This window comes from Roseixanthobacter liquoris (assembly GCF_043195135.2).
Classification (GTDB): Bacteria; Pseudomonadota; Alphaproteobacteria; order Rhizobiales; family Xanthobacteraceae; genus NCEH01.
Map to the genome: position 1 here is coordinate 983,385 of NZ_CM195537.1, position 26,594 is coordinate 1,009,978.

Consider the following 26,594-nt stretch of genomic DNA (forward strand, 5'->3'; position numbering starts at 1 on the left):
CCGCGCGCATTGACCCTCGCTTCGGCCGCTGCCATGTGCGCGGCGGGAGAATGCGCATGCGGCTGCTGCTGGTGGAGGACAATCGGGAACTCGCCGCCTGGCTCGCCAAGAGCCTGCGCCAATCCACGTATGCCGTGGACGTGGTGCATGACGGCCTCGATGCCGAGCATGCGCTGGAGGTCGCCGAATATGCCCTGGTGATCCTGGACCTGTCGCTGCCCGGCCTCGACGGGCTCCAGGTGCTGCGGCGTCTGCGCCGGCGCGGCAGCACGCTTCCGGTCATCATCCTCACCGCCAATGCCAGCCTCGACGGGCGGGTGGCCGGGCTCGACGAGGGGGCGGACGATTATCTCGCCAAGCCCTTCGAGATCGCCGAGCTGGAGGCGCGCATCCGCGCCCAGCTGCGGCGGGTCCACCGGCAGGCCGACCCGGTGGTGGTGTTCGGCGACCTGTCGTTCGATTCGCGCACCCGCCTGTTCGCCCTGCGCGACGGCGAGCTGGCGCTGACGCCGCGCGAATATGCGGTGCTGGAACATCTGCTGCTGAAGAGCGGGCGCACGGTGAGCAAGGCGCAGCTTTCGCAGAGCGTGTTCGGCTTCGAGGACGAGGCCGACCCGAGCGCCATCGAGATCTATGTCCACCGGGTGCGCAAGAAGCTGGAGGGCTCCAACGTGCGTATCGTCACGCTGCGCGGCCTCGGCTATCTTCTGCGTCATGAGGATTAGAAGCCTCCGGCTGCAATTGCTCGCATGGCTGGTCCTGCCCCTGGCGGGCGTGGTGGCCGTGAATGTGTGGACGAGCTACGGCCATGCGGTCTCAACCGCCGACCTCGTCACCCGCCGCATGCTCACCGCCTCCGCCCGCGCCATCGCCGAGCCGAGCCGCGCCGATCGCGGGGTGATCGAGGCCATCGTGCCGCCCGTGGCGCTGGAAATGTTCGCCACCGGCCACCAGGACCGGGTCTATTACCGCGTGGAGACCGCCACCGGCCGCCTGCTCACCGGCTATCCCGACTTGCCCCTGCCGCCGCGCATGCCCACGGATTTCGAGCCGCTGTTCTATGCGGGCGCGTACCGCGACCAGCCGCTGGACCTCGTGATGATGCTGCATCCCCTGGTGGGCGCGGGCGCGGAGGGGCCGATCCGGGTCATGGTCGGGGTCACGCGCGCCGGTCATGGCGACATGGTGCGGCAATTGTGGATCGGCGGCTTCGGCCAGCAGGTGCTGCTGCTGGTGGCGGCGGCGATCCTGGCGCTGATCGGGCTCAATCGCGGTCTGACGCCGCTGCTGCGCCTGCGCGATGCGGTTCTGCGCCGTTCCCGGGAGGATCTGGCGCCATTCTCCGCCGAGGCCGTGCAGACCGAGCTGCGCCCGCTGGTCGGCGCCCTCAACCAATATATGGACCGGGTGCAGAAGCAGATGGCGGCGCAGCGCCGCTTCGTCGCCAATGCGGCCCATCAATTGCGCACGCCGCTCGCCCTGCTCAGCACCCAGGCGAGCTACGCCCTGCGCGAGAACGATCCCGGCGAGCGCACGGAAGCGCTCAAGGCGCTCCAGGCCAGCGCCCGGCAATTGGCGCGCCTCGCGGCGCAATTGCTCACCCTCGCCCGCGCCGAGCCGGGCAGCCGCCGCCCGCGCAGCGAAAGCATCGACCTCGCCGCCGCCGCGCGGCTCGTCACCGCCGAATTCGCCGATGGCGCGCTGGCGCGCGGCATCGACATCGGCGTCGAGGCGGACGGCGCGGTGCCGGTAACCGGCGACGGCACCATGCTGCGGGAGATGATCGTCAATCTGGTGGACAATGCCACGCGCTATGCCGGGGACGGCGGCATCGTCACGGTCAGCGTCGCGCGTGTGGGGCAAGAGGCGGTGCTGCGCGTGGCGGACAGCGGGCCGGGCATTCCCCCGGCCGAGCGCGAGCGCGTGTTCGAGCGCTTCTATCGCGTCCTCGGCACCAGCGCGGAGGGCAGCGGGCTCGGCCTTGCCATCGTCAAGGAAGTGACGGAGGCGGCGGGGGGAAGCGTCGCGCTGCACGATGCCGAGGGCGGCGGGCTGGTGGTCGAAGTGCGCCTGCCGCTGGCGTGAGGAGCGCGCCGCCGCCCGCACCGCCGCTTGCGGATAAAAAAAGGCCCGGCGTTGGGGCCGGGCCAGTCTGGGAGGACCGTGAAAGGGGAGGCGGCGAAATCAGCCGTGCTGATCGTTGAGCGGGGCGGGGCGCCATTTCACCAGGCGGTTCTCCACCAGCGTGATGATGAACTCGACCACCAGCGCCAGCACGGCGAGGATCACCATGGCGGCGAACACGCCATTGGCGTTGAACGCGCCCTGGGCGGTGGAGATCATGAGCCCGACGCCCTTCTTCGCGCCCAGAAACTCGCCCACCACGGCACCCACCAGCGCGAAGCCGAAGGAGACGTGCAGGGAGGCGAGGATCCAGCTCATGGCCGAGGGGATGATGACCGTGCGGGTGATCTGCAGCGGCGAGGCGCCGAGGATCTGGGCATTGGCGATCAGTGCCCGGTCGGCCTCGCGCACGCCCTGGAAGGCGTTGGCGAACACCACGAAGAACACCATCACCACCGCCAGCGCCACCTTGGAGGCCATGCCGAGGCCGAGGGCGATGATGAAGATGGAGCCCAGCACCACGCGGGGAATGGAGTTCGCCACCTTGATATAGACGCTGAACACGTCCGCCAGCAGCTTGTTGCGCCCCAGCAGGATGCCGCAGGCCACCCCGCCGACGGCGCCGATGAAGAAGCCGAGCGTGGTTTCCTCCAGCGTCACCAGGATCTGCTCCCAGAGCGGGCCCTGCGAGGTGCCCTCGGTCATCCAGATCCAGATCTGGTCCCAGATGCCGGACGGGCTGGCGAAGAAGAAGGGATCGATGAAGCCGGTCTGCGCGCCGAGTTCCCACCCGCCCAGCACGCCCACCAGGATGGCGATGCGCAGGGCGATGACGAGCGCGTGTCGGCGGCGCATGGCGCGCTGCGCGGCGGCGGAGACGGATTCGAGGGTCGGAGCCGCGTGGGCGGCGAGCAGTTCGGCCTGGACGGTCATGGCGTCTCCTCCTCTCAATGTCCGGCCGACATGGCGCGGGCCTGGCCGATCTGCACTTCCTCGCGCAGGTCGTTCCAGATCACCCGGGCGATCTCGACGAACTGGTGGTCGTAGCGGATCTCCGACATCACGCGCGGGCGCGGCAGGTCGATCTGGTAGACGCTCTTCACCGTGGCCGGGCCGGCGGTGAGCACATAGACCTTGTCGGCCAGCGCCACGGCCTCCTCCAGGTCGTGGGTGACGAACACGACGGAGGCGCCGGAGCCCGACCACATGGCGAGCAATTCGTCCTGCATCAGGGTGCGGGTCTGGATATCGAGCGCGCTGAACGGCTCGTCCATCAGCAGGATCTTCGGCTCGTTGATGAAGGTCTGGGCGAGCGCCGCGCGCTTGCGCATGCCGCCGGAGAGCTGGTGGGGATAATGGCCCTCGAACTTCGAGAGGTGCACGCGGGCGATCCAGTCGCGCGCCTTCTCGTAGGCTTGCGCTTTGGGCATGCCGCGATAGAGCGGGCCGGCGGCCACATTGTCGAGCACGCTGCGCCAGGGAAACAGCGCGTCGGTCTGGAACACGAAGCCGATGTCGCGGCGGATGCCGGTGACCGGCTCGCCCATCACGCGCACCTCGCCCGCGCTCGGCGGGGCAAGGCCGGTGACGAGGTTGAGCGTGGTGGACTTGCCGCAGCCGGTGGGTCCGACCACGCAGGCGAATTCGCCCGCCTTCACCGACATGGTGAAATCGCGCAGCGCGGTCATCATCTTGCCGTCGGGCGTGACGAAGCGGCGGGTGACATTGACGAGGTCGATGGCGGGCGGCGGGTTCGGCGCGGTGGCCGGCGCCGGGCGGGACGCAAGGAGGGTTTCGGACATGAGTCTCTCCGTCCGCCGCCCTGCGGGCGCCGGCTGCTTGAGGACAAGGGAAAGCGCGGACGAAAGGGAAAGCGGCGCCGCAATCGGGCGCCGCGCCTTATCAGTTGCTGGAGCCGAGGCTCTTGGCGGCGGCGTCCACGAACTCGGTGGTATAGGTCTTCGACAGGTCGATCTGCTTGCCCTGGACGTTCTTGCTGAAGCTCGAAAGCACCTTCAGCACCGTCTCGGGGCCGCCATTGGGCATGCGGCCGTCGGGGGTGAACTGCGCCTTGCCCTCGGCGAGGCCCTTCACATAAAGGCCCTTGTCGCCGACGTAATAATCCTTGGGCATCTTGTCGGCGATCTCTTCGGCGCTGTGGGTGGCGATGAAGCGCATGGTCTTCACGAACGCATTCGCCAGCTTCTGCGCCTCCTCCTTATGGGTGTCGGCCCAGGACTTCTGCACATAGAAGGACGCGGCCGGATAAAGGCCGCCCAGGGCGGCGATGGTGGTGTCGGGGGTGCGCAGGTCCACCAGGATCTTCGCGTCGCCGGTCTTCAGCAGCTGGCTGATGGTCGGCTCGGTGGTCATGCCGGCGGCGATCTGGCCCTGGCGCATGGCGGCGATGAAGGTGTTGCCCGCGCCCACCGGCAGCAGGGAATATTCGCCCGGCTTCAACCCGGCATTCACCACCAGCGACTGGGTGAGGAAGTCGGTGGAGGAGCCGAGGCCGGTGACGCCGAGGGTCTGGCCCTTCAGGTCGGCCGGCGACTTCACCTTGTCGGCGAGCTTGGTGGAGAGCATCTCCGCCTCGCCCGGCGCCTGGCTGAACTGGACGATGGACTGGAGGAACTTGCCCTTGGCCTGGAGGTCGATGGTGTGGTCGTAGAAGCCCACCACGCCCTGCACGGCGCCGGCCAGAAGCTCGTTCTCGGCCTCGACGCCCGCGCGGGTGCTGATCAGCTCGACGTCGAGCCCCTGTTCCTTGAAATAGCCGAGCTGCTGGGCGAGCACGGCGGGCAGGTAGATCTGCTTTTCCATGCCGCCGACGATGATGGTGATCTTGTCGGCCGCGAAAGCCGGGCCACCGGCGGGGAGCGCCAGGGTCGCGACGGCCAGCGAAAGGATGAGCGGGCGCACGGCCGCTTTCATCGCACGGATCATAGGTCTCTCCTCGGGGCGCTGAGCGCCGGTTTCCTCAGTTTGGCGGTGCTTGGCGACACTCTTGTGCGGGACGTTGCCCTGCGGTTGCCGCAATTGATAAGCCCACCAAGCTTTCACTTCGCTTTCGCCGCGCCGCCGCCGCTGCCCCCGGCTCGGACTTGACTGTAAGCCGGCGCGCCTGCGCAGATGCCCCCGGGGCGGCACGCGCAAGGCGTGGCGGGGGGAACCCAAGCACGATCTTCGCCGTTGGTGGCGTGTTTTCCCAGCCTGGAGGGCAGCATGGGCGTCTTGTGGACCATCATCATCGGCTTCATCGCCGGAATCGTCGCGAAGCTGATCTATTCCGGCCCCAACGAGCCGCAAGGCTTCATCCTCACCACCGTGCTCGGCATCGTCGGCGCGCTGGTGGCGACCTATCTCGGCCAGGCCATCGGCTGGTATCAGGCGGGCGAGGGGGCGGGCTTCATCGGCGCCGTGGTCGGCGCGCTGATCGTTCTGCTGGCCTGGGGCCAGCTGGCGCGCCGCGCCTGATCCCTATTCCTCGGGCAAGCGCCGCAGCGGGCGGTTGGCGAACGAGGGCGGCGCCGGGGGCGCCGCCAAGGAGCGGATGTCGAGGTCGTCGACGCCGTCCGCCGGGCGAACCGGCGCCGCGGCCGGGGCCCGCACCGGCCCCGGGGGGGGCGGCGCGGCCGCACGCGGCGCGCTTTCGGGCGCTTCGTTTTCCGGTGCGTCGGCGGCCTGCGGGGCGACCGGCGGCAGTGGCCGGGCGGGCGCGCGCACGCATCGCGCCGCGAAGCGCGCGCGCACCTCGTTCAGGCCCCGATAGGCAAAGCTGGCCTCGACGGCGGTGCGGGCGCGGCCCTGCGCGCGGATGAGCAAGCTGCCCTGGTCCGGCAGCGCCCGCAGCAGCCGTTGCGGATCGGGGGCGAACAGATCCTGCCGGTTGGCGGCAGCGCGCCACTGGCGGGTGACCGGTGCCGCGCCGTCGATCCGATAGGTCACCCGCGCCGCCGCATCGGGGGTCGCGAGGGCGGTGGACGAGAACATCACCTCCATCCGGCCGTCGAAACAGCGCAGGGCGAGGATGGACTGGTCCTTCTCGACCCAGATCGAGGCCGAGATCTGCGGGCGATCGTCGGCCGGGGACCGGGATTCGATGATCGTCCAGGTCTGCGGAACGGCCGGCCGCGGCCGGGCGGGGTCGGGGCAGGCCTGTCCCACGGCCGGCGCGCAGGGGGCGGGCATCTGGGCCCAGGCCCCGGTGCTGGCGAATGCGGCCACGGCCATGGCGCTCCAGACGCGGGACAGGGACGTTCTCCGGCTTGCTCGCGGTGATTTGGCGAGGCACTCATAATGCGAACCGCGCGCGTTTCCAATCCAAGGGCGCGGCGTTGGCTGCCTCGCTCGAAGAGAAAATCGTGATTCCCTGGCTTCACCTCGATACCGCCGAAGTGCCCGATGGCGGCGGCACCTTGCGCCTGATGCGGCGCGGCGCCGAATTCTCCATCACGGCCGGCGCCACCGAGCTGATGAACAGCCGCCTCAGCGGCTCGGAGGAGGCGCTTGCCGCCCTCGCCGGGGCGCGGCTCGGCGCATCCCCGGCACCGCGCATCCTGATCGGCGGCCTCGGCATGGGGTTCACCCTGCGGGCGGCGCTCGCCGCGTTCGGGCCCGAGGCGCGGATCGTGGTTGCCGAACTGGTGCCGGCGGTGATCGCCTGGGCGCGCGGCCCCATGGCGGCGCTCCATGGCGATAGTCTCGCCGATCCCCGGCTCGACCTGTGGACCGGCGATGTCGGCGCGCGGATCCGCGCCGAGGCGGACGGGTTCGACGCCATCCTGCTCGACGTGGACAATGGGCCGGACGGCCTGACGCGGCCCGCCAACGATGCCCTGTACGACCCCGCCGGCCTGCGCGCGGCGCTGCGCGCCCTGCGCCCCGGCGGGCTGCTCGCGGTGTGGTCCTCCGCACCCGATGCCGCCTTCACCCAGCGGCTGAAGCGGGGCGGATTTGCCGTCGAGGAGGTGCGGGTCCGCGCCAACGGCAAACGCGGCGGCGCCCGCCATGTGATCTGGGTCGCCACCAAGGCCGCCCGCCGCGCGTGAGCGGATCAGATCTCCGGCAGGGGGCGCGTGAGAGGCCGCCGGTGCGGCCCGGATTCATGTTCGGCGAACGTTCGGCCGAAATCCCTGTTTCATCGGGCGGAAAGCCGCGGTCAAGCGCCAGTAAACCACTGTTCGTCTGCGCTAAGTCCATGTTTCACGTGAAACATTTCCCGGAGAATCCCGCCGTGCCGCGCCGCCCGGCGACAAGCGGAAGACGAAAAAACCGCGCGGCTTCAGGCGCATTCCGCCCCTGCCCATCGATCGGCCTAAGGCGCCTTCATGACCCGCAGCAGCACCCACAGCAACGCGCCGCAGCTGGACAGGGTGGTTCCGATCACCGCCATCAGGACGAGGACATCCACATTCGTCATGGCCGGAATGCTGACGCCGATGCGCCGGCGATTCAACCGAGGCGGGCGCATCGGTCAAAAAATCACACGGTTTTCGGCGCCCCTCAGAGCGGCAGGACGATGGGGATCAGGATCACGGTGACGATCATCGCGACGAGGGTGAACGGCACGCCCACCTTCACGAAATCGCCGAAGGCATATTGGCCGGGGCCGACCACCAGCGTGTTCACCGGCGAGGAGATGGGCGTCATGAAGGCGCAGGAGGCGGCGATCGCCACCACCATGGCGAACGGATAGGGCGAGGCGCCGAGATCCTTGGCGATCGCCAGCGCCACCGGCGCCATGAGCACCGCCGTCGCGGTGTTGGAAATGAACAGGCCGAGCAACGCCGTGATGACGAAGATGGTGCCGAGCACGAGATGCGGCGCCGCCTCTCCCACCAGCGCCAGCACCCCGTTGGCGGCGAGATCCACGCCGCCGGTGCGTTGCAGGGCGATGGAGAACGGCAGCATGCCGACGATCAGGATCAGGCTCTTCCAGCTGATCGAGCGATAGGCGCTGTTGAAATCCACGCAATGCAGCAGGCCCATGAGCAGGCAGCCGATGATCGCGGCCTGCACGTTGGGAATGACGCCGCTGACCATCAGCGCGACCACGAGGCCGAGCACCGCCAGGGCCTGCGGCGCCCGGCTCGCGGCGGGCAGCACCTCTTCCAGCTCCGCCGGCATGTTCAGCACCACGAGGTCTTCCATGTCGTCCTGCAGGGCGCGGATGTCGGACCAGAAGCCCACCATCAGCAGCGTGTCGCCGAGCTTGAGGCGCTCGTGCAGCAGGTCGGCCGAGGCGACCTGGGCGCCGTGGCGCAGGCCGATGACGGTGAGGCCGTATTCCGAGCGGACCCGCGCCTCCAGCACCGTGCTGCCGATGAGCCGGGATTCGGCCGGCAGCATCACTTCCACCATGCCCAGCTCCTGGGAGCGGTCGGAGAAATAATCGCCGTCGGCGAGGGGGATGCGCTCCACCTTCCAGGTGGTGCGCAGGGCTTCCAATTGCTCGGGCGAGGCCAGCACGTCCACCAGCAGCACGTCGCCGGGCTCGATCCGCGTGCGCGCGCTCGGCCGAATGACCTCAAGGGCCCGGCCGGCGCCGCGCTCGATGGCGAGCAGGTTCACGCCCGAGGCCCGCAGCGAGACTTCCTCCAGCCGCCGGCCGGCGAGCGGCGAGCCGAGCGCGACGCGCACCCGCTGCGCCCGGTCGGCCAGCCCGTAGCGCTCCACCCAGTCGCGCAGGCTCGGCCGCCGGTTCATGCCGCCCTCCGCTCCGGCCGTGCCGCCCAGCAGCCGCCGCGCGAACAGCATATAGAGAATGCCGAGGATCAGCAGCGGCAGGCCGAACGGCGTGAAGCTGAAGAAGCCGAACCCGCCGAACCCCTGCCTTATGAGTTCGGCGTTCACCACCAGGTTGGGCGCGGTCGCCACCAGGGTCAGCATGCCGCTGATGAGGGCCGCGAAGCTCAGGGGCATCATCAGCCGGCTGGGGGAGGTGCCGCGGTTCTGCGAGATCCTCAGCACCACGGGGATAAAGATCGCCACCACGGCGGTCGAACTCATGAGCGCGCCGAGCCCGCCCACGGCCGCCATCAGCAGCACCAGCAGGCGATTGTCGCTGCCGCCCGCCTTGGTGTCCAGCCAATCGCCCAGCCGCCGCGCGACGCCGGTGCGCACCAGCCCCTCGCCGATGACGAACAGGGCGGCGATGAGCACGATCGAGGGATCGCTGAAGCCCGCCAGGGCCTCGCTCATGGTGACGATGCCGGTCAGCGGCATGGCGACGATGACCAGCAGCGCCACCGCATCCATGCGCGGCCGGTTGAGGATGAACATCGCCACGGCGGCGGCGAGCATCGTCAGGACAATGGCGAGTTCAGCGTTCATCAAACGTCCCCGCAGGCGGTCCCGGCCGAAGGTGCCGCTGCGGCACCTTTGTGCGCCCCGAGGCTTTCGGCCGATCTTCGCCCTCTCTTCCCCGGATCGCAGCGGATTGCAACCTTGACGGCACGCCACCCGCACGACACAGATTCCGGCAAGGTGCGGTCTGCGACGGTGAAGCTTCCCCCGAAGCGCGACCGGACACGGCGAATGCCGGGGGCAGCGCACGCCGGCGCGGGAGGCAGGGCGATGAAGCGAAACGACACCGGGGCGGCGCGCCTGTCGCCGCCTGCGCCGACAGCCGGCCTGCGGGCCGCCGGCGCCTGACCCCTTCCAATCGCCCGCCATTTCTCAATCGGATTGTTCGGAAACAGCCGGCACACGCCGCCGCACGAGGGCTCATGGCACGGATCAGCATCGTCCACACGACCGAGTACACCTACCGCAATCCCGTCGGCCTGACCCGCCACCGCATGATGCTGCGGCCGGACGACAGCCACGACCTGCGCCTCCACCGCGCGACCCTGAAGGTGGAGCCGGAGCCCGCCAGCATCCGCTGGGCGCACGATGTGTTCAACAATTCCATCTGCTTTCTGGAATGGCCGCAGGATCTGCGCACCGAGCGGCTGAGCATCGTCTCCTCGCTCGACCTGACGCACCATCCCGAGGGGCCGCCCCTGCCGGTCTACAGCCTGGAACCGGCGGCGGAATTGTTTCCCTTCTCCTATGCGGCATCGGAAGTCGCCGATGTCGCCCGCCTCGCGGAACGCCAGCAGCCGGACCCGGACAACACCGTGGACCAATGGGCTCGCCGCTTCCTGGGCGACGGTGGAAAGGGCCGGACGCTGGAGGTGATGGAGGCGATCACCCATGCCATCAAGGCCGAGTTCCGCTATGGCGCGCGGCACGAGGCCGGCACGCAGACCGCCGCCGAGACCCTGGCGCTCGGCACCGGAACGTGCCGTGATTTCGCGGTGCTGATGATGGAGGCGCTGCGCAGCTTCGGCCTCGCCGCCCGTTTCGTGACGGGCTATCTCTATCCCGACAGTTTCGGCGAGACGGTGGGCGGCGGCAGCACCCATGCCTGGTGCAGCGTCTATCTCCCCGGCGCGGGCTGGGTCGAATACGATCCCACGAACGGGCTGGTGGCCGGCGCCAATCTGATCCGCGTGGGCGTGACGCGCGCCTCCGAGCAGGCGATCCCGATTTCAGGCGGCTTCATCGGCGACGCGAGCGATCCGCTTGCCATGCATGTGGATGTGGCGGTGCGCGCGGTGCCCGCATCTTTTTAAGGCGCCACGCGCCGGATCCGCCCCGCATTCGGCCGGGCCGGACGGCGCGCGCCGTCCGCCACATGCGCCCGTCAAGTCAAGCCGCCGCGCAGGTCGCGCGCGCCTCACCCCCGCGCGGCCTTTGGGGAAAGCCATGACACCCCTGCGGCAAACCTCGTCTTTGCGCAAATAATGGGCAGACGCAGCTGAAAAATTCACGTTGACGGTGAGATGAACTGTCAGCACGCTGATCATTGGCGAGGATGGGACGTCACAGGATCACCCATATGATCAGTGTGCTGATCATATGGCGGTGCGTCCTGAGCGTCCCATCCTCAATGGAAAAGCCGCGCATGCATGTGCGTAAAGAAGAGCAAAAATCCAGAGTTCCTCACGCGTCTTGGCCGATGGTGTTCGCTGCCAGGGACGTGTGTGACCAGAGATATGGACGTCAGTTTCGGCAAGACTCATATTGAGCAGAGGGGATAGGACGATGTTGAAGCGCATCGTGCAGACAGGCGTGACGCTTGCTGCTCTTTTAGTGGGAATGCAGGCTGCGAACGCGCAGACGAAGGTCCGGTTCGCGCTCGATTGGATTCCGGGGTCCGCCCATGCGCCGTTCCTGATTGCGCTCCAGAAGGGCTATTACAAGGCCGAGGGCCTTGATGTGACGGTCGATCCCGGCAAGGGGTCCACCGAGGTGGTGCGCCAGCTCGCGGCGGGCGTCTACGACATGGGCTTTCCGGACATCAATGTCCTCGCCGAGTTCAATGCCCGCAACCCCGATCAGGCCTTCCCGGTCGTCATGAGCGGTTATGAGCAGGCGCCGGCGGCGATCTTCTTCCTGAAGTCGAAGGGCATCAAGGAACCCAAGCAGCTCGACGGCAAGAAGCTCGGCTCCGCCGCGCACGATTCCACGTTCAAGCTGTTCCCCATCTTCGCGCAGATCAACGGCATCGACCTGCCGTCGGTGCAGATCCAGTACATCGAACCGAACCTGCGCGAAGCGATGCTGGCACGCGGCGAGGTGGATGCCACTCCGGGCCAGCTTTTCAACGCGGTGATGCAGTTGAAATCGAAGGGTGTGCCGGAAAGCGACATCGGTTACTTCATGTACAGCCAATATGGCCTGCCGCTGTACAGCAATTCCATCGCCGCCAACAAAGCCTTCCTGGAGAAGAATCCGGAAGCGGTGCGCGGTTTCCTGCGTGCCACGGTGAAGGCGGTGCGCGACATGGTGAAGGACCCGGAGGAGGGCGTGAAGGCGGCCCTCGCCTATCAGCCTCTGCTGAACGCGGACATCGAGCGCGAGCGCCTGAAGCTCGCCATGGATTGCTGCATCATCACCCCGAACGTGCTCAAGGACGGATTCGGCGTCATGGATACCGATCGGCTGAAGAAGGACATCGAGCTGATCGCCAAGTCCAACAACCTGCCGCGGGTCCCGACGATCGCCGAGGTCTACGATCCCTCCTTCCTGCCGCCCAAGGCGGACCTGATGGTCAAGTGAGGCGCGCTTGCCGCCCCGCGCGGCGGTCGGCAAGAAATCATGCCGGGGAGCGACGCGTCTCTCCGGCATGTTCCCCATGCAACCGCGCACGCCATGCGCGCGGATCGCGCCGCCCACGCACCGGCCCGGTCGCGGCGGCGTCCTGAAACGCCCCCTCCCTGCCCCCTGTCCCCTGCCGCCGCAAGAGCCGGTCCCGGCCCGCCAGGCGGCTTTCGCGCCGCCCGCGTGAACGAGAGTGCCCAAGAGGCTTCCATGAACGACGTCACCAGAATTCCCTGCTTCATCGCCGGGCGTGAATTGTTCGGCCCCCGCTTCTTCGAAAAGCATTATCCCGCGACCGGCCGCGTCGCCGCACAGGTGGTCGAGACCGAGGCGGACATGGTGGATCAGGCGGTCGGCGCCGCCCGCGCCGCGCTTTCCGGTCCCTGGAAGTCCACGACGCTGGAACACCGCCTCGCCCTCATGGAGCGCATCGCGGACCTGATGGATGCCCGCCTGCACGAGATCGTCGCGGAAGAGATCGCCGACACCGGCAAGCCCATCACCATCACCACGAACATCGAGATCCAGCGCGCCATCGCCAATTTCCGCGCCTTCGCCGACATCGCGCGCAAGGCGGACGCGGAAGGCTTCGAGACGCCGCTGGCCAATGGCGGCCGGGCGCGCAACCGCATCATCCGCAATCCCATCGGCGTGGTGGGCATCGTCGCCCCCTGGAATCTGCCGCTGCTGCTGCTCACCTGGAAGGTCGCCCCGGCCCTGGTGTGCGGCAACACCATCGTGGTCAAACCCTCCGAGCATTCCCCGCGCACGGCGGTGCTGCTGGCGAAGATCGCCAAGGAAGCCGGCCTGCCGGACGGCGTGCTGAACATCGTTCATGGGCATGGCGCAGGCGCGGCCGGGAGCTTCCTCGTGTCCCATCCCGGCGTGAACGCGCTCGCCTTCACGGGTGAGACGCGCACCGGCGAAGCCATCATGCAGGCGGCGGCGCAGGGGCCGCGCCCGGTTTCGCTGGAGCTGGGCGGCAAGAACCCGGCGCTGATCTTCGGCGATTGCGATCTTCAAGCCGCCATCGCCGGGACCGCCCGTTCCATGTTCGACAATTGCGGACAGGTCTGCCTCACCACGGAACGCATCTTCGTGCACCGCTCGGTGCTTGAGCCGTTCGTGGAAGGCATCGCCGCCGCCGCGCGGGCGCTCAAGCCGGGCGACCCCATGGCCGCCGACACCACCCTCGGCCCCGCCATCAGCGCCGCGCAGCGCGACAAGGTGCTCGGCTATTACGCCCGTGCGAAAGAGGCCGGCGCCACCGTGATCGCCGGTGGCGGCGCGCTCGACATGCCGGCGCCGTTCGAGAACGGCTATTGGGTCGCGCCCAGCATTTTCAGCGGCCTGTCGGACGATGCGGAGATCTGCCGCCGGGAGGTGTTCGGCCCCTGCGGCCATGTCTCCGTGTTCGACGACGAGGACGAGGTGATCGCGCGCGCCAATGCCACCGACTACGGCCTCGCGGCAACCGTGTGGACGCGCGACGAATCCCGCCAGGACCGGGTGGCGACCCAGCTCCAGAGCGGAACGGTGTGGGTGAATTGCTGGCGCGTGCGCGACGAGCGCGCGGCCTTCGGCGGCTTCAAGCGCTCCGGTGTCGGCCGGGAAGGCGGCGCCTGGTCGCTGGACTTTTATTCGGAGCTGAAGACCATCTGCGCCCTGGAGCCGGCACGCTGAGCCGCAGGCTCGATGAGGAAACACCGCCCATGAATACCCATAGCCCGGCGCCCACCCCCTCGGCCGCAACGGCAACCCGCAACGGCGGGCAGATCCTGGTAGATGCGTTGCGCATCCACGGCGCCGACCGAATCTTCGGCGTGCCCGGCGAAAGCGCGCTGCCGATCTTCGATGCGCTGCACGAAGCCGAGCACGGGGTCCGCTTCATCGTGTGTCGCCACGAGGCCAACGCCTCGCACATGGCGGAAGCCGACGGCAAGCTGACCGGGCTGCCGGGCCTGTGCCTGGTCAGCCGGGGGCCCGGCGCCATGCATGCGACGGTGGGCGTGCATACGGCCTGGCAGGATTCCACGCCGATGATCCTCATCGTCGGCCAGGTGCCCCGCATCATCCGCGGCCGCGAGGGCTTCCAGGAAATCAATTACACCCGTGTGTTCGCGGACATGACGAAATGGGTGGGCGAGATTGAGCGTCCCGAGCTGATCCCGGAATATGTCAGCCGCGCCTATCACATCGCGACCCAGGGGCGCCCCGGACCGGTGGTGCTCTCCATTCCCGAGGATGTGCTGAGCAGCGTGAGCGCGGTGGCCGATGCGCCGGCCTTCCGGCCAACCTTCGCCGCACCTGCGCCGGAAGACATGGTGCGCCTGCGCGACCTGCTCCAGCAGGCGCAGCGGCCGCTGGTGATCATCGGCGGCAGCACCTGGACGCCGGGGGCGGCGGCGAAGGTCAGCGCCTTCTGCGCCGCCAATGCCTTGCCGGTGGTGGCGGGGTTCCGCTCCCAGGATCTCGTGAATAACGAGCTGCCGCATTATGTCGGGCATCTCACGCTCGGCTCCAGCCCCGCGCTGACAGAGCGGGTGAAGACCGCCGACGTGCTGCTCGTCATCGGCGACCGGCTGGGCGAGATCACCAGCAAAGCCTATACCGCCCTCGACGCGCCGGCGCCGAAGCAGACCCTCGTGCACGTCCATCCCGGCGCCGAGGAACTCGGCCGGGTCTATACCGCCGATCTGCCCATCCTCGCGGGCATGGAGCGTTTCGCCGACGCGCTGACCGAACTGGAGCTGCTCGACGCCGCTCCCTGGCGCGCGTGGACCGCCGAGGCGCGGGCGGCGTTCGAGGCCTATCAGCAGCCGCCGACGCGCACCGCCGGCTTGGATCTCGGCAAAATGATCCTGCATCTGCGGGAGACGCTGCCGGACGATGCGATCATCGCCAATGGCGCCGGCAATTATACCGTCTGGCTGCACCGCTTCTTCCGCTATCGCACCTTCGGCACCCAGATGGCGCCGAAATCCGGCAGCATGGGCTACGGCCTGCCGGGTGCCATCGCGGCGCAGCTGCGCCATCCCGGGCGCAGCGTGGTGGCGCTCGCCGGCGACGGCTGTTTCCAGATGGCCTCGCCCGAATTCGCCACCGCCGTTCACCATAAGCTGCCGATCGTGGTGATCGTTGTGAACAATGCGATCTATGGGTCGATCCGCATGCACCAGGAGCGGCACTTCCCCGGCCGGCCGAGCGGCACTTTCCTCACCAATCCCGATTTTGCCGCCCTCGCACAGAGCTATGGCGCGCATGGCGAGGTGGTGAATGAGGACAGCGAATTTCCGGCCGCTTTCGCGCGCGCGCAGGCCTCCGGCGGCCCGGCCATCGTGGAAGTGCGTGTGCCCTCCAATCAACTGACCCCGGACATGATCATCTGAGGGCGCGCGGGCGATTCTGAACGGCGGCTTTGTCGCTGCGCGGAATAAGCTGCCCCAGGGGCGCCTCACGCGATTGTGGGCGGGCGGGCCACGCAAGATCAAGGTGCCGGTCCCCTATGCTTTCTAGAAGTCCATTCGAGTGGATGGACGAGAAGGCGAGCGATGGCGGATCTCTCCCCCGGCCTGGCGGCCGACGAGGCACGGCGACGTCTTGAGCGCGACGGTCCGAATGCCGTCGCCGATGTGGTGCAGCACCCGCTGCGGCGGGCGATGAACAAGCTCTGGGCGCCCGTGCCCTGGATGCTGGAAGCGGCGATCCTGCTCCAGATCGTCATCGGGGACTATGCCGAGGCCGGAATCGTCGCGCTTCTGCTGGTGTTCAACGCCGGGCTCGGCTTCTTTCAGGAGCGGCGCGCCCAGGCGACGCTTGATGCGCTGAAATCGCGCCTCGCGCTGGTCGCCTCGGTCCGGCGCGACGGCATGTGGCAGACGCTGCCGGTGGATCAGCTGGTGGCGGGCGATGTGGTGAAATTGTCGCTCGGCGGCATCGTGGCCGCGGACGTGCGGCTGGTCGAGGGGGCCATCCTGCTCGATCAATCCATGGTCACCGGCGAATCCCTGGCTATCGAGGCGGGGCCAGGGGTGGAGGCCTATGCGGGCACGCTGGTGCGGCGCGGGGAGGCGGTGGCGGAGGTCATCGCCACCGGGGCGCGCACGAAATTCGGCCGTACGGCCGAACTCGTCCGCTCGGCGTCGGTTCAGAGTTCGCAGCAGAAGACGGTTCTGGGCGTTGTGCGCAGCCTGGTGCTGTTCAACGGAGTGGTGACGGTTCTGCTCGGCATCTACGCGGTGTGGCTTCCGATGCCGGCAGCAGAGTTCGTGCCGCTGATGCTGGTTGCGATCCTGGCGTCCATCCCGGTCGCGCTCCCGTCCATGTTCACCCTGGCGGCGGCGGTGGGCGCCCGCGCCCTGGCCCGGCGCGGGGTGCTGCCCACGAGCCTTTCGGCCGTGGACGAGGCGGCCGGCATCGACATCCTGTGCTCCGACAAGACCGGGACGCTGACCCGCAACGAACTCGCGGTGATGTCGGTCGTCGCCATGCCGGGATATGACGCGGCGCAGGTGCTCGCCCTTGCCGCGCGCGCCAGTTCCGACGGCGGGCGGGATCCGGTGGACGCGGCGGTCCGCGCCGCCGCCGCCCGAGCGCCGGTTCGCGACGCCCCCGAGCTGGTCACCTTCACGCCTTTCGATCCCGCGCGCAAACGGGCGGAAGCGACGCTCCGCGCGGCGGATGGCACGCTCTTCTGTGTTGCCAAGGGGGCATTCGCCGCAATCGCCGGCCTTGCGTCCGCACCGCCTCAAGTGCCCGGGGCGTTGGCGGCGCTGGAGGAAAAGGGGTTTCGCGTGTTGGCGGTCGCGTCGGGGCCGCCCGGGGCGCTCGCCATCGTCGGCCTGGTGGCCCTCAGCGATCCGCCGCGCGCGGATTCCGCCGATCTGGTCGCCCAACTCTCCGCCCTCGGGGTGCGCACGGTGATGGTGACGGGCGACGCGCGTTCCACGGCCGAGGTCGTGGCCGGCCTCGTCGGCATCACCGGTCGCACCTGGGCCACCACGCCCGTGCCGCAGGATTTGCGGGCGGACGATTATGCGATCTTTGCCGGCGTGCTGCCGGAGGATAAATATCTGCTGGTCAAGGCGCTGCAAAAGACCGGGCATATCGTCGGCATGTGCGGCGACGGCGCCAATGACGCGCCCGCCCTGCGCCAGGCGCAGATGGGGATTGCCGTCTCCACCGCCAGCGACGTGGCGAAATCGGCGGCGGGCATCGTGCTCACGGAGCCGGGTCTGGGTGGGATCGTGGCGGCGATCGTGGAAGGGCGGACCACGTTCCAGCGGATTCTCACCTACACGCTCCGCGCGATCCTCCACAAGGTGGTCCAGGTGCTGTTCCTGGCCGCCGGCCTGATGATCACCGGGCATGCCATCCTCACGCCCACGCTGATGGTGCTGATGATGGTGTGCGGCGACTTTCTCGCCATGTCGTCTTCCACCGACAATGTGCGCCCCTCGCCGCGGCCGAACACCTGGCGCATCCGCAATCTCACCATCGCCGGCGTCGTCATGGGCCTCGTCGACCTCATGTTCTGCGTTGCGAGCCTTGCGGTCGGGAAGTTCATTCTCGACCTGGATACGGAGACGCTGCGCACCCTGGCGGTGGTCACGCTGGTGTTCAGCGGGCAGGCGGTGTTCTACGTGGCGCGAGAGCGCCTGCACCTGTGGAGCTCGCGCCCCGGGGCATGGCTGATCGCATCGTCGGTCGTGGATCTCACCCTGATCAGCACCCTCGCGCTGAAAGGGGTGCTCATGGCGCCCCTGCCGATCGCGCTCCTCTGTGCCATCGGCCTTGCCGCGATCATCCTCGCCTTCGTTCTCGATGCCGTGAAGCAGGTGCTGTTCCGCCGGCTCGCCATCGTCTGACGGCGGCCGACGAAACAGGGCTCTTTGAGGCTACCGTCCCTTGCCCATGACGAGGTCGGGGAAACCGGTGGCGATCTGGGGGAAGAGGCAGAGCAGGAGGACGGCGAGCATCATCAGCAGCACGAAGGGAACGGTGCCCCAGATCACGTCCTTCAGCGGAATGTCGGGGGCGATGTTCTTGATGACGAAGATGTTCAGCCCCACGGGGGGATGGATCAGCCCCATCTCCATGACGATGGTCATCACCACGCCGAACCAGATCAAATCGAAGCCGGCGGCCTTCAGCGGCGGCAGGATGATCGGCGCGGTCATCAATATGATCGACACCGGCGGCAGGAAGAAGCCCAGCACCACCACCAGCACCAGAATGGTCGCCAATAGCAGCCATTTGGAGAGATGCAGCGCCACGATCGCCTGCGCCGCCGCCTGGGAGATGTGCAGATAGCTCATCACATAGGAATAGAGCAGCGACATGCCGATGATCAGCATCAGCATGGTGGCCTCCCGCAAGGTGGAGGTGAGGATCGGCTCGAGATCCTTCGGGGTCCACACCTGGTAGATGAGGGCGATCAGCACCAGGGCCAGGATCCCGCCGAGGCCGGCGGTCTCGGAGGGGGTGGCATAGCCGCCGTAGAGCGCCACCATGACGCCGGTGAGCAGCACCACGAAGGGCAGCACCCGCGGCAGCGCGGCGAAGCGGTCGCGCATGGTGAGGTGCTCTTCGTGCAGGATCGGGGAGGCTTCCCCGGTCTGTTCGTAGAGCAGCTTGGCGCGGGCGAATTCCTGGCGGAAGCGCACCATGGCATAGGCGGCGAACAGCATCACCAGCAGCAGGCCCGGGCCGAGGCCGGCGAGGAACAGGCGGCCGAGCGACTGCTCGGCGGCGACCGCATAGAGGATCATGGTGATGGAGGGCGGCAAAAGGATGCCGAGCGTTCCGCCGGCGGCGATCAGGCCGGCGGCAAAGCCGCCCGAATAGCCGCGCTTGCGCATCTCGGGAATGCCGGCGGAGCCGATGGCCGAGCAGGTGGCGGGGGAGGAGCCGGCCATGGCGGCGAACAGGGCGCAGGCGAACACATTGGCGATGCCGAGCCCGCCGGGGATCTTGTGCATCCAGGCATGGAGCGCGGAATAGAGATCCTGCCCGGCGCGCGACTTGCCGATGGCGGCGCCCTTGAGGATGAACAGGGGAATGGAGAGGAGGGTGATGGAGGCCATCTCCTCATAGACATTCTGTGTGACCGTATCGAGGGATGCGGCTGGCATGAAGCCGAGCATGAACAGCACCGCCACCGCGCCGAGCGCAAACGCGATGGGCATGCCGATGAACATGGTCAGCAGGGTCGCCCCGCCATACATCAGGCCGACGACGAGCGTGCTCATGGGCGATCTCCGGTCCGGCGCGGCCCCGGAGCCAAGGCGCAGGCGATTTGCAGCGCGATCTGGAGCGACAGCAGCGCCATTCCAAGGGCCATGGTCGCATAGGGAATCCAGAGCGGCGGGGCCCAGGAGGAGGAGGAAACCTGCCCCTCGATCCAGGCCTCTTCCAGCAATGTGAACGACTTCCACGTGAAGAAGGCACAGAAGGCGAAGCTGGCGATATCCACCAGCAGCAGCCGCGCCGCATTCACGCGCGGCGGCAGGAGCGTGCTCAAGGCCTCGATGGCCACATGGCCCCGCCGGCCCTGCACATAGGCGGCGGTCATGAAGGTGGCCCCCACCAGCAGGAACACCGAGGCTTCGTCCTGCCAATAGCTCATGGCACCGAAGGCGAGCCGCGAGGCGACGCTGTAGGAGAGGATCAGCCCAGCAAGCACGAGGACGAACGCGGCCAGCAGCACGATGGTGCGATTGACCAGGTCCATCGCGCGGGCGAGAGCCGCGAGGCTCCCGCCGCCCTGCGCCCGCGCCGCGATGCCGGCCGTGGCGTCCGGCGCAGTGTCGAGCGTGTGACTCATGCCGCGGCCGCCAGTGCGAGCAGCTTGGCGCAATTCTCGCTCTTGGCCGCGAAATCCTTCCAGGCGGTTTCCTTGGAAATGGCGACCCATTTGGCGATGATGTCGGGGGTCAGCATATGCACGTCGGCGCCGGCCTTCTTGTAGGTCGCCTCCACGCGCTCGTCGTCGGCCAGCGCGCCCTTCAGCCCGAAATCCTGCAATTCCAGACCGACCGAGGTGACGATCTGCTTTTCCTTGTCCGAGAGGCTGTCGAAGATGGCCTTGGAGATCAGCAGGGGCTGGAAGGTGAACTGATAGGAATTGCCCCGCCCGGTCGCCAGATGCCGCGCGACTTCCTCGGTGCGGAAGGAGATCATGCTGGTGGAGGAGGTGACGGCGGCTTCGCAGATGCCGGTCTGCAAGGCCACATAGAGTTCGTTGGAGGGGAAGGACACGACGGTACTGCCGATGCGCTGGAACACGATGTCCATCTCGCGCGAGCCGCCGCGCACCTTCACGCCCTTGGCATCCTCCGGGGCGACCACAGGCTGCGCCTTGCTCACGCAGCCCGCCGCCTGCCACACCCAGGTCAGGATCATCACGCCCTTGGCGGCAAGTGCGGCTTCCAGCACCTCGCCCGCCGGCTTGGTGCGCCAGGACAGGCCGCTCTCATAGCTGGTCACGATGCCCGGCAATTGCGCGATGTTGCATTCGGGGATCTCGCCACCCGCATAGGCGATGGGGAACAGCGACATATCCAGCGCGCCCTTCCGCAAGGCGGAGAATTGCGCATTGGTCTTCATCAGCGAGGAGCCGGGATAGACATTGAATTTCAGCGCGCCGTCGGAGCGCTTTTCCACCTCGGTGGCGAACTTGTTCACGAGCTGGTCGCGGAAATCCCCTTCGGTCCCCGTCGAGCCGGGAAACTGATGCGAGATCTTCAGCGTGCGGGCGTCCGCCCGGGCCTGTCCGGTGCTGCGGAGGACGAACGGCGCGGCGATGGCGCCGGACACAAAAAGTCTGCGACTGATCTTCATGGCGTTTCTCCCAGTATGTCCGTCATTGCGGAGCGGGCGGGATTTTCCGCGCCCGGTTCTTTGGGCGCCGGCCGTGGACCGGCCCGCGCGTCTTGTTCTTTGGGCCTGCGTCTCAGGCGGCGTCCTCGCTGGTCGCTGGTGCCACTTGCGCCACCACGCCGCGCGCTTCCAGACCCTGGATCTCGGCGGGCGCGTAGCCGTAGTTCGCCAGCACTTCGCGGGTGTGCTGACCGAGCAGCGGCGGGCTGCGGCGGATCCAGCCGTCCTCGGCACCGGCCAGCTTCAGCGGGCTGGAGAGCTGCGCGAGCGGGCCGAGGGTAGGGTGCGGCACGGTCTCGACGAGGCCGAGATGGGCCACCTGCTCATCATTGAGCGCATCCGCGATGGTATTGATGGGGCCGGCGGGGATTTCCGCCGCCACCAGCAGGGCGGTCCAATGCGCGCGCGTGCCGCGCGCCAGCTCCGCCTCGATGATCTCCCGCAGCAGCTGGCGATGGCCCATGCGGCTTGCATTGTCCAGGAAGCGCGGATCGCTCTTCAGGTCCGGCCGCTCCAGGATGTCGCACAGTTTCAGCCACATGTCCTGGGTGGCGGCGCCGATGTTCAGGTCGCCGTCGCCGGCGCGGAACACGCCATAGGGGGTGATCACCGGATGCACGTTTCCGGTCGGCTCCGCCACCTCGCCGAGGCTGAGATAGCGCTGGCCCTGCACGCTGAGCAGGCTCACGAGGCTGGAGAGCAGCGAGGTTTCCACATGGTCGCCACGGCCCGTGTCCTGGCGCGCGATCCACGCGCTCAGCACGCCGATGGCGAGCCACATGCCGGAGGTCAGATCGCCGATGGCGATGCCGACGCGCGTCGGCTCGGTGGTGCCGGTCACGCTCATGAACCCGGAATAGCCTTGGGCGATCTGATCGAACCCGGGGCGCGCGCTCAGCGGGCCGGAGGAGCCGAAGCCGCTAATGCTGGCGACGATCAACTCCGGCTTGAGGGCGCGCAGCTCCTGCGGATCGAGGCCGAGTTTGGCCATCGTGCCGGGCTTGAAATTCTCGATCACCACGTCCGACTTCAGCGCCATCTCGCGCAGCAGCGCCATGCCCTCGGCGGAGCGGAAATTCAGCGCGATGCTGCGCTTGTTGCGATTGCCGGACAGGTAATAGGCGCTCTGCTCGCGGTCGAACGGACCCCAGGTGCGGATCATGTCCCCGCCGCCCACCGGCTCGACCTTGACCACGTCGGCGCCGAGGTCCGCCAGGATCATGCTGCAAAACGGGCCGGACAGGGCGCGGGTCAGATCCAGGACGCGCATTTTCTCAAGGGGCAAAGGCATGGTCGCAGGTCATCTTGCTTGTGGGTGTCGGGCTTGGACTGCCGGTTCGGTTCGCGGGATCGCGGCGCTATTTCACGACCGCGAGATAGGACGCGGGCAGCTGATCGAGCAGCACCGACACCAGTTCGGTCTGTAGCGTCAGATGCTGCTTCATGAGCGCGTGGGCGGCCTCCTCGCGGCATTCGAGAATGGCGTGCGCCACCTGCTCGTGCTCGCGGCTGGATTTGCGCATGCGCGCGGGCGTGGTGAGCCAATAGCGGCGATAGGGCGCGAGGCGCTTGCGCAGCAAGGTCGTCTGCTCGCTGAGGAAATCATTGTGGCTGCCGCGATAGACGATCTCGTGGAAGCTGAAATTCGCTTCCGCATAATCCTTGCAGGCGTCCGGCCCCTCCTTCTGCGCGAGGTCGCGGCAGCGCGCCATGGCGTGGGTGAGCGCGTCGCGCTCCAGCGTGGTCATGCGCGCGGCGGCGAGGGCGGCGCACATGCCTTCCAGCTCCGCCATCACCTCGAACATCTGCACCATGCGCTGAAGCGACAGCGGGGAAACCACGGCGCCGACCCGCTGGCGGATCTGCACGAAGTCGATCGCGGCCAATTGCAGGAAGGCTTCGCGGATCGGCGTCTTGGACACGCCGAAGCGCTTGGCGAGGCTCACGTCGTCGAGCTTCTCGCCAGGCTCCAGCCGCCCCGAGACGATCTCCTGCTCAAGGTAGCGATAGATGGCATCGGCATGGGTGCCGGAACCGCGCAGGAGACCTTCCTCCTTGCCGTCCTCGGGCTTGGCCGCCGTCTCTTTGCGCACGTGCCGCACTCCTGTTCGAGGAGATCTTGTCCAAAAAAATATTATTTACAATTCAAAAAATATTATTGCTTTGCAGCAAAGGGGCGCCTCGGGCCTGCGGTAACCTAGGCCGAACAGCGTGCCTGCTCGCTCTTCTTAAAAAACAAAAGGCCGATAAAAATATTTTTTATCCGAGTTTGTGCATATTATAAACACGAAACAGCGGCGGCACAGGCCGCGTGGCGAGGGGGCGAGACGGGTCACATGAGCGGCGAGATCAAGTTCGAGATGCAGGGTGCCATCGGGGTTATCACCATCCACAATCCCGGCAAGCGCAACGCGCTCACCGTGGCCATGTGGACCAGCCTGCGCGATCTCGTCCGCCGGCTCGATGCGGAGCGTGCCTGCCGCTGCCTGCTCCTGACCGGCGCCGGCGGCGCGTTCGCGGCCGGGGCGGACATCAGCGAGTTCGAGCAGGAGCGCTCCACCCGGGCCCAGGTGACGCGGTATCACGAGGTGCATGTGGGCCCGGCGCTGGAGGCCATTCTCACCTGCGGCATTCCCACCGTCGCGAAGATCCGCGATGCCTGCATGGGCGGCGGGCTGGAGATCGCCGCGCTCTGCGACCTGCGCATCGCCAGCACCGATGCAAAATTCGGCATTCCCATCAATCGCATGGGCTTTCCCCTGGCGTTCGGGGAGACCGAGCTTCTGTTCAAGCTGTTCGGGCGCGGCGTGCTGGCGGAACTGGTGCTGGAGGGGCGCGTGTTCGAAGCCGGGGAGGCGCTCCAGAAGGGCATCGTGCAGCGCGTGGTCGCCCCCGACGCGCTCGACCAGGAAGCGAGCGCCACCGCGGAGCGCATCGCCGGCGGTTCCCCGCTCGCGCATCGCAGCAGCAAGGCGCAATTGCTGCGGCTTCTGCGCGATTGGACCCCCGTCTCGGCCGAGGAACGCGGGGCGTTCTATGATTTCGCGGAAACGCAGGACTACAAGGCGGGCTACGAGGCCTTCCTGAAAAAGCAGCGCGCAGTCTTCATCGGGGCCTGATCAGGCCCGTGCCGAAGATGTCGGCAGGAACATCGCGCGCTTGTCGCGCACCGTCTCGGAAATGAATTTCATGATGACCTTGATGCGCGGCACGTTATGCATGTCGGAATGGCACAAGATCCAATAGGTGCGCATGATCCGCACCGTTTCTGGAAGAACCCGCGTGAGGTTCGCGTCGCGGTCGGCCATGAAGCAGGGCAATATGCAAAGCCCTGCACCGCCCAGCGTGGCCGACATCTGCGTGATCACGTTCGAGATCTTCACCGAGGGGTCGATGCCGGGAAAGGTCGAGGAAAAATAATCCAGCTCCGGTGCGAAGAGCAGGTCGTCGATATAGCCGACGAAGCGGTGATGGATCAGTTCCGAACGGTCCTTCGGCGCCCCGTTGGCCGCGATATAGGCGGTGCATCCATAGAGGCCGAGTTCGTAATCGGTGAGTTTCTGCGCGTGCAGCCGCCCGCTGGGCGGGCGCGAGAGCGCGATCGCCAGGTCCGCCTCCCGCCGCGACAGGCTGAACGCGCGCGGCATCGCCACGAGCTCGATCATCAGGCCCGGATAAGTGCGCGACAGTTCGCCGATGCGCCCGCCCAGGCAATAGGTGCCGAAGGCCTCGGGCGCCCCCACGCGCACCACGCCGGTCAGCGCGATGCGCGGATCGGCGTGATTGGAGAGGATGCCCACGGCGGTGGCTTCGATCACTTCCGCCCGGGCGACCAGGGCCTCGCCATCGGCCGTCAGGCTGTAGCCGGTGGGGCGCCGGTCGAACAGTTTCATGGCCAGCGCGGCCTCCAGCCGGGCGATGCGGCGGCTCAGGGTCGTGTGCTCGATCGACATGGCCCGGGCGGCTTCCGTGAGCCGTCCGGTCCGGGCGATGGCCAGAAAAGCTTGCAGGTCGTCCCAGTTGAAGGTGGAGGCCATCTGTCAATCCCATCGCACCGGTTGTGCGAAATTTAACATAGATCACCCGGCCAGCTTGTTCCTTAATCCACACGCGCTCGTCCCTTCGATTTTTCCCGGCGCAGTCGGATCGAGGGGGCAGCGACCAAATTTCGGCGTCAGACCGAAATCATATATGGGAGGTTAAGCCAATGGTGTGGCGTAATTTTTTACGCATCGGCACGGTGCTGCCTATGCTCTGGGTCACCGGCGCGCTCGGCGCCGACAAGACGGTTTCCATTGGCGTCATCAACGATCAGTCGGGCATTTACGCGGACATGGGCGGCCCGGGTTCCGTGGTTGCTGCGCAGCTGGCGATCAAGGATTCCGGCCTTGAAGCCAAGGGCTGGACCGTCAAGCTGGTCAATGCCGACCATCAGAACAAGGCCGATATCGCCTCGTCCATCGTGCGCAAATGGTTCGATACCGACGGCGTCGATGTGGTCGCGGACGTGACGAACTCCGCCGCCGCGCTCGCCGTCAACCAGATCGTCAAGGACAAGAACAAGGTCATGCTGGCATCGGGCCCGGCCGTGTCGGACCTGACCGGGTCCGCCTGCACGCCCAATACGGTCCATTGGACGCACGATACCTGGGCGTTCGCCAATGGCATCGGCAAGGCGGTCGTGGATACGGGCGGCAAGACCTGGTTCTTCCTCACTTCGGATTTCGCCTTCGGCTACGCCCTCGAGCGCGACACCGAAAAAATGGTGCTGGCGAACGGCGGCAAGGTCCTCGGCAAGGTGCGCCATCCCAACGGGACATCGGATTTCTCGTCCTATCTGCTCCAGGCGCAGTCCTCAAACGCGGATGTCATCGCTCTGGCCAATTCCGGCGACGATACGGTCAACAGCATCAAGCAGGCCGCCGAATTCGGCATCGCCGGATCGCGCCAGCGCCTGGCGGGACTTCTGATCTACATCACCGACGTCCATTCCCTGGGATTGAAGCTGGCCCAGGGCCTTGTGCTCGTCTCGCCGTTCTATTGGGACATGAACGATGGCACGCGGGCGTTCTCGGAGCGGTTCGCCGCCCTGCGAAAGGGCGCGAAGCCTTCGATGGTCCAGGCTGGCGTCTACGGCTCGGTGCTGCACTACCTGAAGGCGGTGGAGGCGATCGGCAGCGCCGAGGACGGCGCCAAGGTGGTCGCGAAGATGAAGGAAATGCCCACCGACGATCCCTTGTTCGGCAAGGGCTATATCCGCGCCGACGGCCGCAAGATGCACCCCATGTATCTGTTCCAGGTCAAGACGCCGGCCGAGTCCAAATATCCCTGGGACTATTACACCTACAAAGCCGAAATCCCCGCTGAGGTGGCGTTCCGCCCGTTGAATGCGGGGGGCTGCCCGCTCGTCGCCAAGACCGCGAACTGATCCGCTCGGC

22 protein-coding genes are annotated in these 26,594 nt (G+C 67.4%); 11 read left to right on the forward strand and 11 right to left on the reverse strand.

The genetic code is table 11. The features are described from left to right. Window positions 1-56 precede the first annotated feature (56 nt). Together V5F84_RS04480 and V5F84_RS04485 are read left to right on the forward strand one after the other, a co-directional pair. On the forward strand, window positions 57-725 hold the full coding sequence (locus V5F84_RS04480) for a response regulator (protein WP_394045215.1): 669 nt from the start codon (window positions 57-59) through the stop codon (window positions 723-725). Further along, complete coding sequence (locus tag V5F84_RS04485) at window positions 715-2,085, forward strand: sensor histidine kinase (protein ID WP_394045217.1); 1,371 nt, start codon at window positions 715-717, stop codon at window positions 2,083-2,085. Before V5F84_RS04480 ends, V5F84_RS04485 begins: the two co-directional genes overlap by 11 nt. A 99-nt stretch (window positions 2,086-2,184) precedes the next feature. On the opposite strand, the gene V5F84_RS04490 is transcribed toward V5F84_RS04485, so the two are convergent. From V5F84_RS04490 to V5F84_RS04500, 3 genes are all read right to left on the reverse strand, one after another. Continuing rightward, the gene (locus V5F84_RS04490) at window positions 2,185-3,057 is read right to left on the reverse strand and encodes an ABC transporter permease (protein ID WP_394045219.1); all 873 of its coding nucleotides are present in this window, start codon (window positions 3,055-3,057) and stop codon (window positions 2,185-2,187) included. 14 nt (window positions 3,058-3,071) lie between these two features. Further along, on the reverse strand, window positions 3,072-3,926 hold the full coding sequence (locus tag V5F84_RS04495) for an ABC transporter ATP-binding protein (protein ID WP_394045221.1): 855 nt from the start codon (window positions 3,924-3,926) through the stop codon (window positions 3,072-3,074). A gap of 100 nt (window positions 3,927-4,026) precedes the next feature. Continuing rightward, window positions 4,027-5,070, reverse strand: coding sequence for an ABC transporter substrate-binding protein (locus V5F84_RS04500; RefSeq protein WP_394045223.1), 1,044 nt, complete (start codon window positions 5,068-5,070; stop codon window positions 4,027-4,029). A gap of 279 nt (window positions 5,071-5,349) precedes the next feature. Between V5F84_RS04500 and V5F84_RS04505 the strand changes: the two genes are divergently transcribed. Beyond that, window positions 5,350-5,601: a GlsB/YeaQ/YmgE family stress response membrane protein gene (locus V5F84_RS04505; protein WP_394045225.1), complete on the forward strand. Its 252-nt coding sequence runs from the start codon at window positions 5,350-5,352 to the stop codon at window positions 5,599-5,601. Window positions 5,602-5,604: 3 nt separating this feature from the next. Here the strand turns inward: V5F84_RS04505 and V5F84_RS04510 are convergent, their stop codons facing one another. Beyond that, on the reverse strand, window positions 5,605-6,357 hold the full coding sequence (locus tag V5F84_RS04510; RefSeq protein ID WP_394045227.1) for a hypothetical protein: 753 nt from the start codon (window positions 6,355-6,357) through the stop codon (window positions 5,605-5,607). Between the two features lie 131 nt (window positions 6,358-6,488). Here V5F84_RS04510 and V5F84_RS04515 point away from each other — a divergent pair, with 131 nt between their 5' ends. Beyond that, window positions 6,489-7,175, forward strand: coding sequence for a spermidine synthase (locus tag V5F84_RS04515; RefSeq protein WP_394045229.1), 687 nt, complete (start codon window positions 6,489-6,491; stop codon window positions 7,173-7,175). 454 nt (window positions 7,176-7,629) lie between these two features. Here the strand turns inward: V5F84_RS04515 and V5F84_RS04520 are convergent, their stop codons facing one another. After that, window positions 7,630-9,459: an SLC13 family permease gene (locus V5F84_RS04520; protein ID WP_394045231.1), complete on the reverse strand. Its 1,830-nt coding sequence runs from the start codon at window positions 9,457-9,459 to the stop codon at window positions 7,630-7,632. Between the two features lie 395 nt (window positions 9,460-9,854). Between V5F84_RS04520 and V5F84_RS04525 the strand changes: the two genes are divergently transcribed. The 5 genes from V5F84_RS04525 (at window position 9,855) to V5F84_RS04545 (ending at window position 18,143) form a co-directional block, all read left to right on the forward strand. Then, complete coding sequence (locus V5F84_RS04525) at window positions 9,855-10,745, forward strand: transglutaminase family protein (protein WP_394045233.1); 891 nt, start codon at window positions 9,855-9,857, stop codon at window positions 10,743-10,745. A 472-nt stretch (window positions 10,746-11,217) separates the two neighbouring features. Then, window positions 11,218-12,234 carry an ABC transporter substrate-binding protein gene (locus tag V5F84_RS04530; RefSeq protein ID WP_394045235.1) on the forward strand — a complete coding sequence of 339 codons (1,017 nt, stop codon included), beginning with the start codon at window positions 11,218-11,220 and terminating at the stop codon, window positions 12,232-12,234. A gap of 252 nt (window positions 12,235-12,486) precedes the next feature. Beyond that, a complete protein-coding gene (locus tag V5F84_RS04535) occupies window positions 12,487-13,959 on the forward strand; it encodes an aldehyde dehydrogenase family protein (protein ID WP_394045237.1) in 1,473 nt (490 codons plus the stop codon). Between the two features lie 29 nt (window positions 13,960-13,988). Continuing rightward, on the forward strand, window positions 13,989-15,665 hold the full coding sequence (locus V5F84_RS04540; protein ID WP_394045239.1) for a thiamine pyrophosphate-binding protein: 1,677 nt from the start codon (window positions 13,989-13,991) through the stop codon (window positions 15,663-15,665). Between the two features lie 162 nt (window positions 15,666-15,827). Continuing rightward, a complete protein-coding gene (locus V5F84_RS04545; RefSeq protein WP_394045241.1) occupies window positions 15,828-18,143 on the forward strand; it encodes an HAD-IC family P-type ATPase in 2,316 nt (771 codons plus the stop codon). A 30-nt stretch (window positions 18,144-18,173) separates the two neighbouring features. Here the strand turns inward: V5F84_RS04545 and V5F84_RS04550 are convergent, their stop codons facing one another. The 5 genes from V5F84_RS04550 to V5F84_RS04570 all read right to left on the reverse strand — a co-directional run bounded on the left by V5F84_RS04550 (window position 18,174) and on the right by V5F84_RS04570 (window position 23,249). Further along, window positions 18,174-19,526, reverse strand: coding sequence for a TRAP transporter large permease subunit (locus tag V5F84_RS04550; RefSeq protein ID WP_509277159.1), 1,353 nt, complete (start codon window positions 19,524-19,526; stop codon window positions 18,174-18,176). Beyond that, window positions 19,523-20,101, reverse strand: a complete 579-nt coding sequence (locus tag V5F84_RS04555; protein ID WP_394043548.1) for a TRAP transporter small permease — start codon at window positions 20,099-20,101, stop codon at window positions 19,523-19,525. Before V5F84_RS04555 ends, V5F84_RS04550 begins: the two co-directional genes overlap by 4 nt. Then, window positions 20,098-21,117, reverse strand: a complete 1,020-nt coding sequence (gene dctP / locus V5F84_RS04560; protein ID WP_394043549.1) for a TRAP transporter substrate-binding protein DctP — start codon at window positions 21,115-21,117, stop codon at window positions 20,098-20,100. The genes V5F84_RS04555 and dctP overlap by 4 nt, the downstream gene beginning before the upstream one ends. Window positions 21,118-21,229: 112 nt before the next feature. After that, window positions 21,230-22,426 carry a CoA transferase gene (locus V5F84_RS04565; RefSeq protein WP_509277160.1) on the reverse strand — a complete coding sequence of 399 codons (1,197 nt, stop codon included), beginning with the start codon at window positions 22,424-22,426 and terminating at the stop codon, window positions 21,230-21,232. An 88-nt stretch (window positions 22,427-22,514) separates the two neighbouring features. After that, complete coding sequence (locus V5F84_RS04570; RefSeq protein ID WP_394043551.1) at window positions 22,515-23,249, reverse strand: GntR family transcriptional regulator; 735 nt, start codon at window positions 23,247-23,249, stop codon at window positions 22,515-22,517. 243 nt (window positions 23,250-23,492) lie between these two features. Here V5F84_RS04570 and V5F84_RS04575 point away from each other — a divergent pair, with 243 nt between their 5' ends. Continuing rightward, complete coding sequence (locus V5F84_RS04575; RefSeq protein WP_394043552.1) at window positions 23,493-24,275, forward strand: enoyl-CoA hydratase/isomerase family protein; 783 nt, start codon at window positions 23,493-23,495, stop codon at window positions 24,273-24,275. Here the strand turns inward: V5F84_RS04575 and V5F84_RS04580 are convergent, their stop codons facing one another. Continuing rightward, window positions 24,276-25,193 carry a LysR family transcriptional regulator gene (locus tag V5F84_RS04580; protein WP_394043553.1) on the reverse strand — a complete coding sequence of 306 codons (918 nt, stop codon included), beginning with the start codon at window positions 25,191-25,193 and terminating at the stop codon, window positions 24,276-24,278. 170 nt (window positions 25,194-25,363) lie between these two features. Between V5F84_RS04580 and V5F84_RS04585 the strand changes: the two genes are divergently transcribed. Continuing rightward, entirely contained in the window at window positions 25,364-26,584 is a 1,221-nt protein-coding gene (locus V5F84_RS04585) for an ABC transporter substrate-binding protein (RefSeq protein ID WP_394043554.1), read from the forward strand. Window positions 26,585-26,594 lie beyond the last annotated feature (10 nt).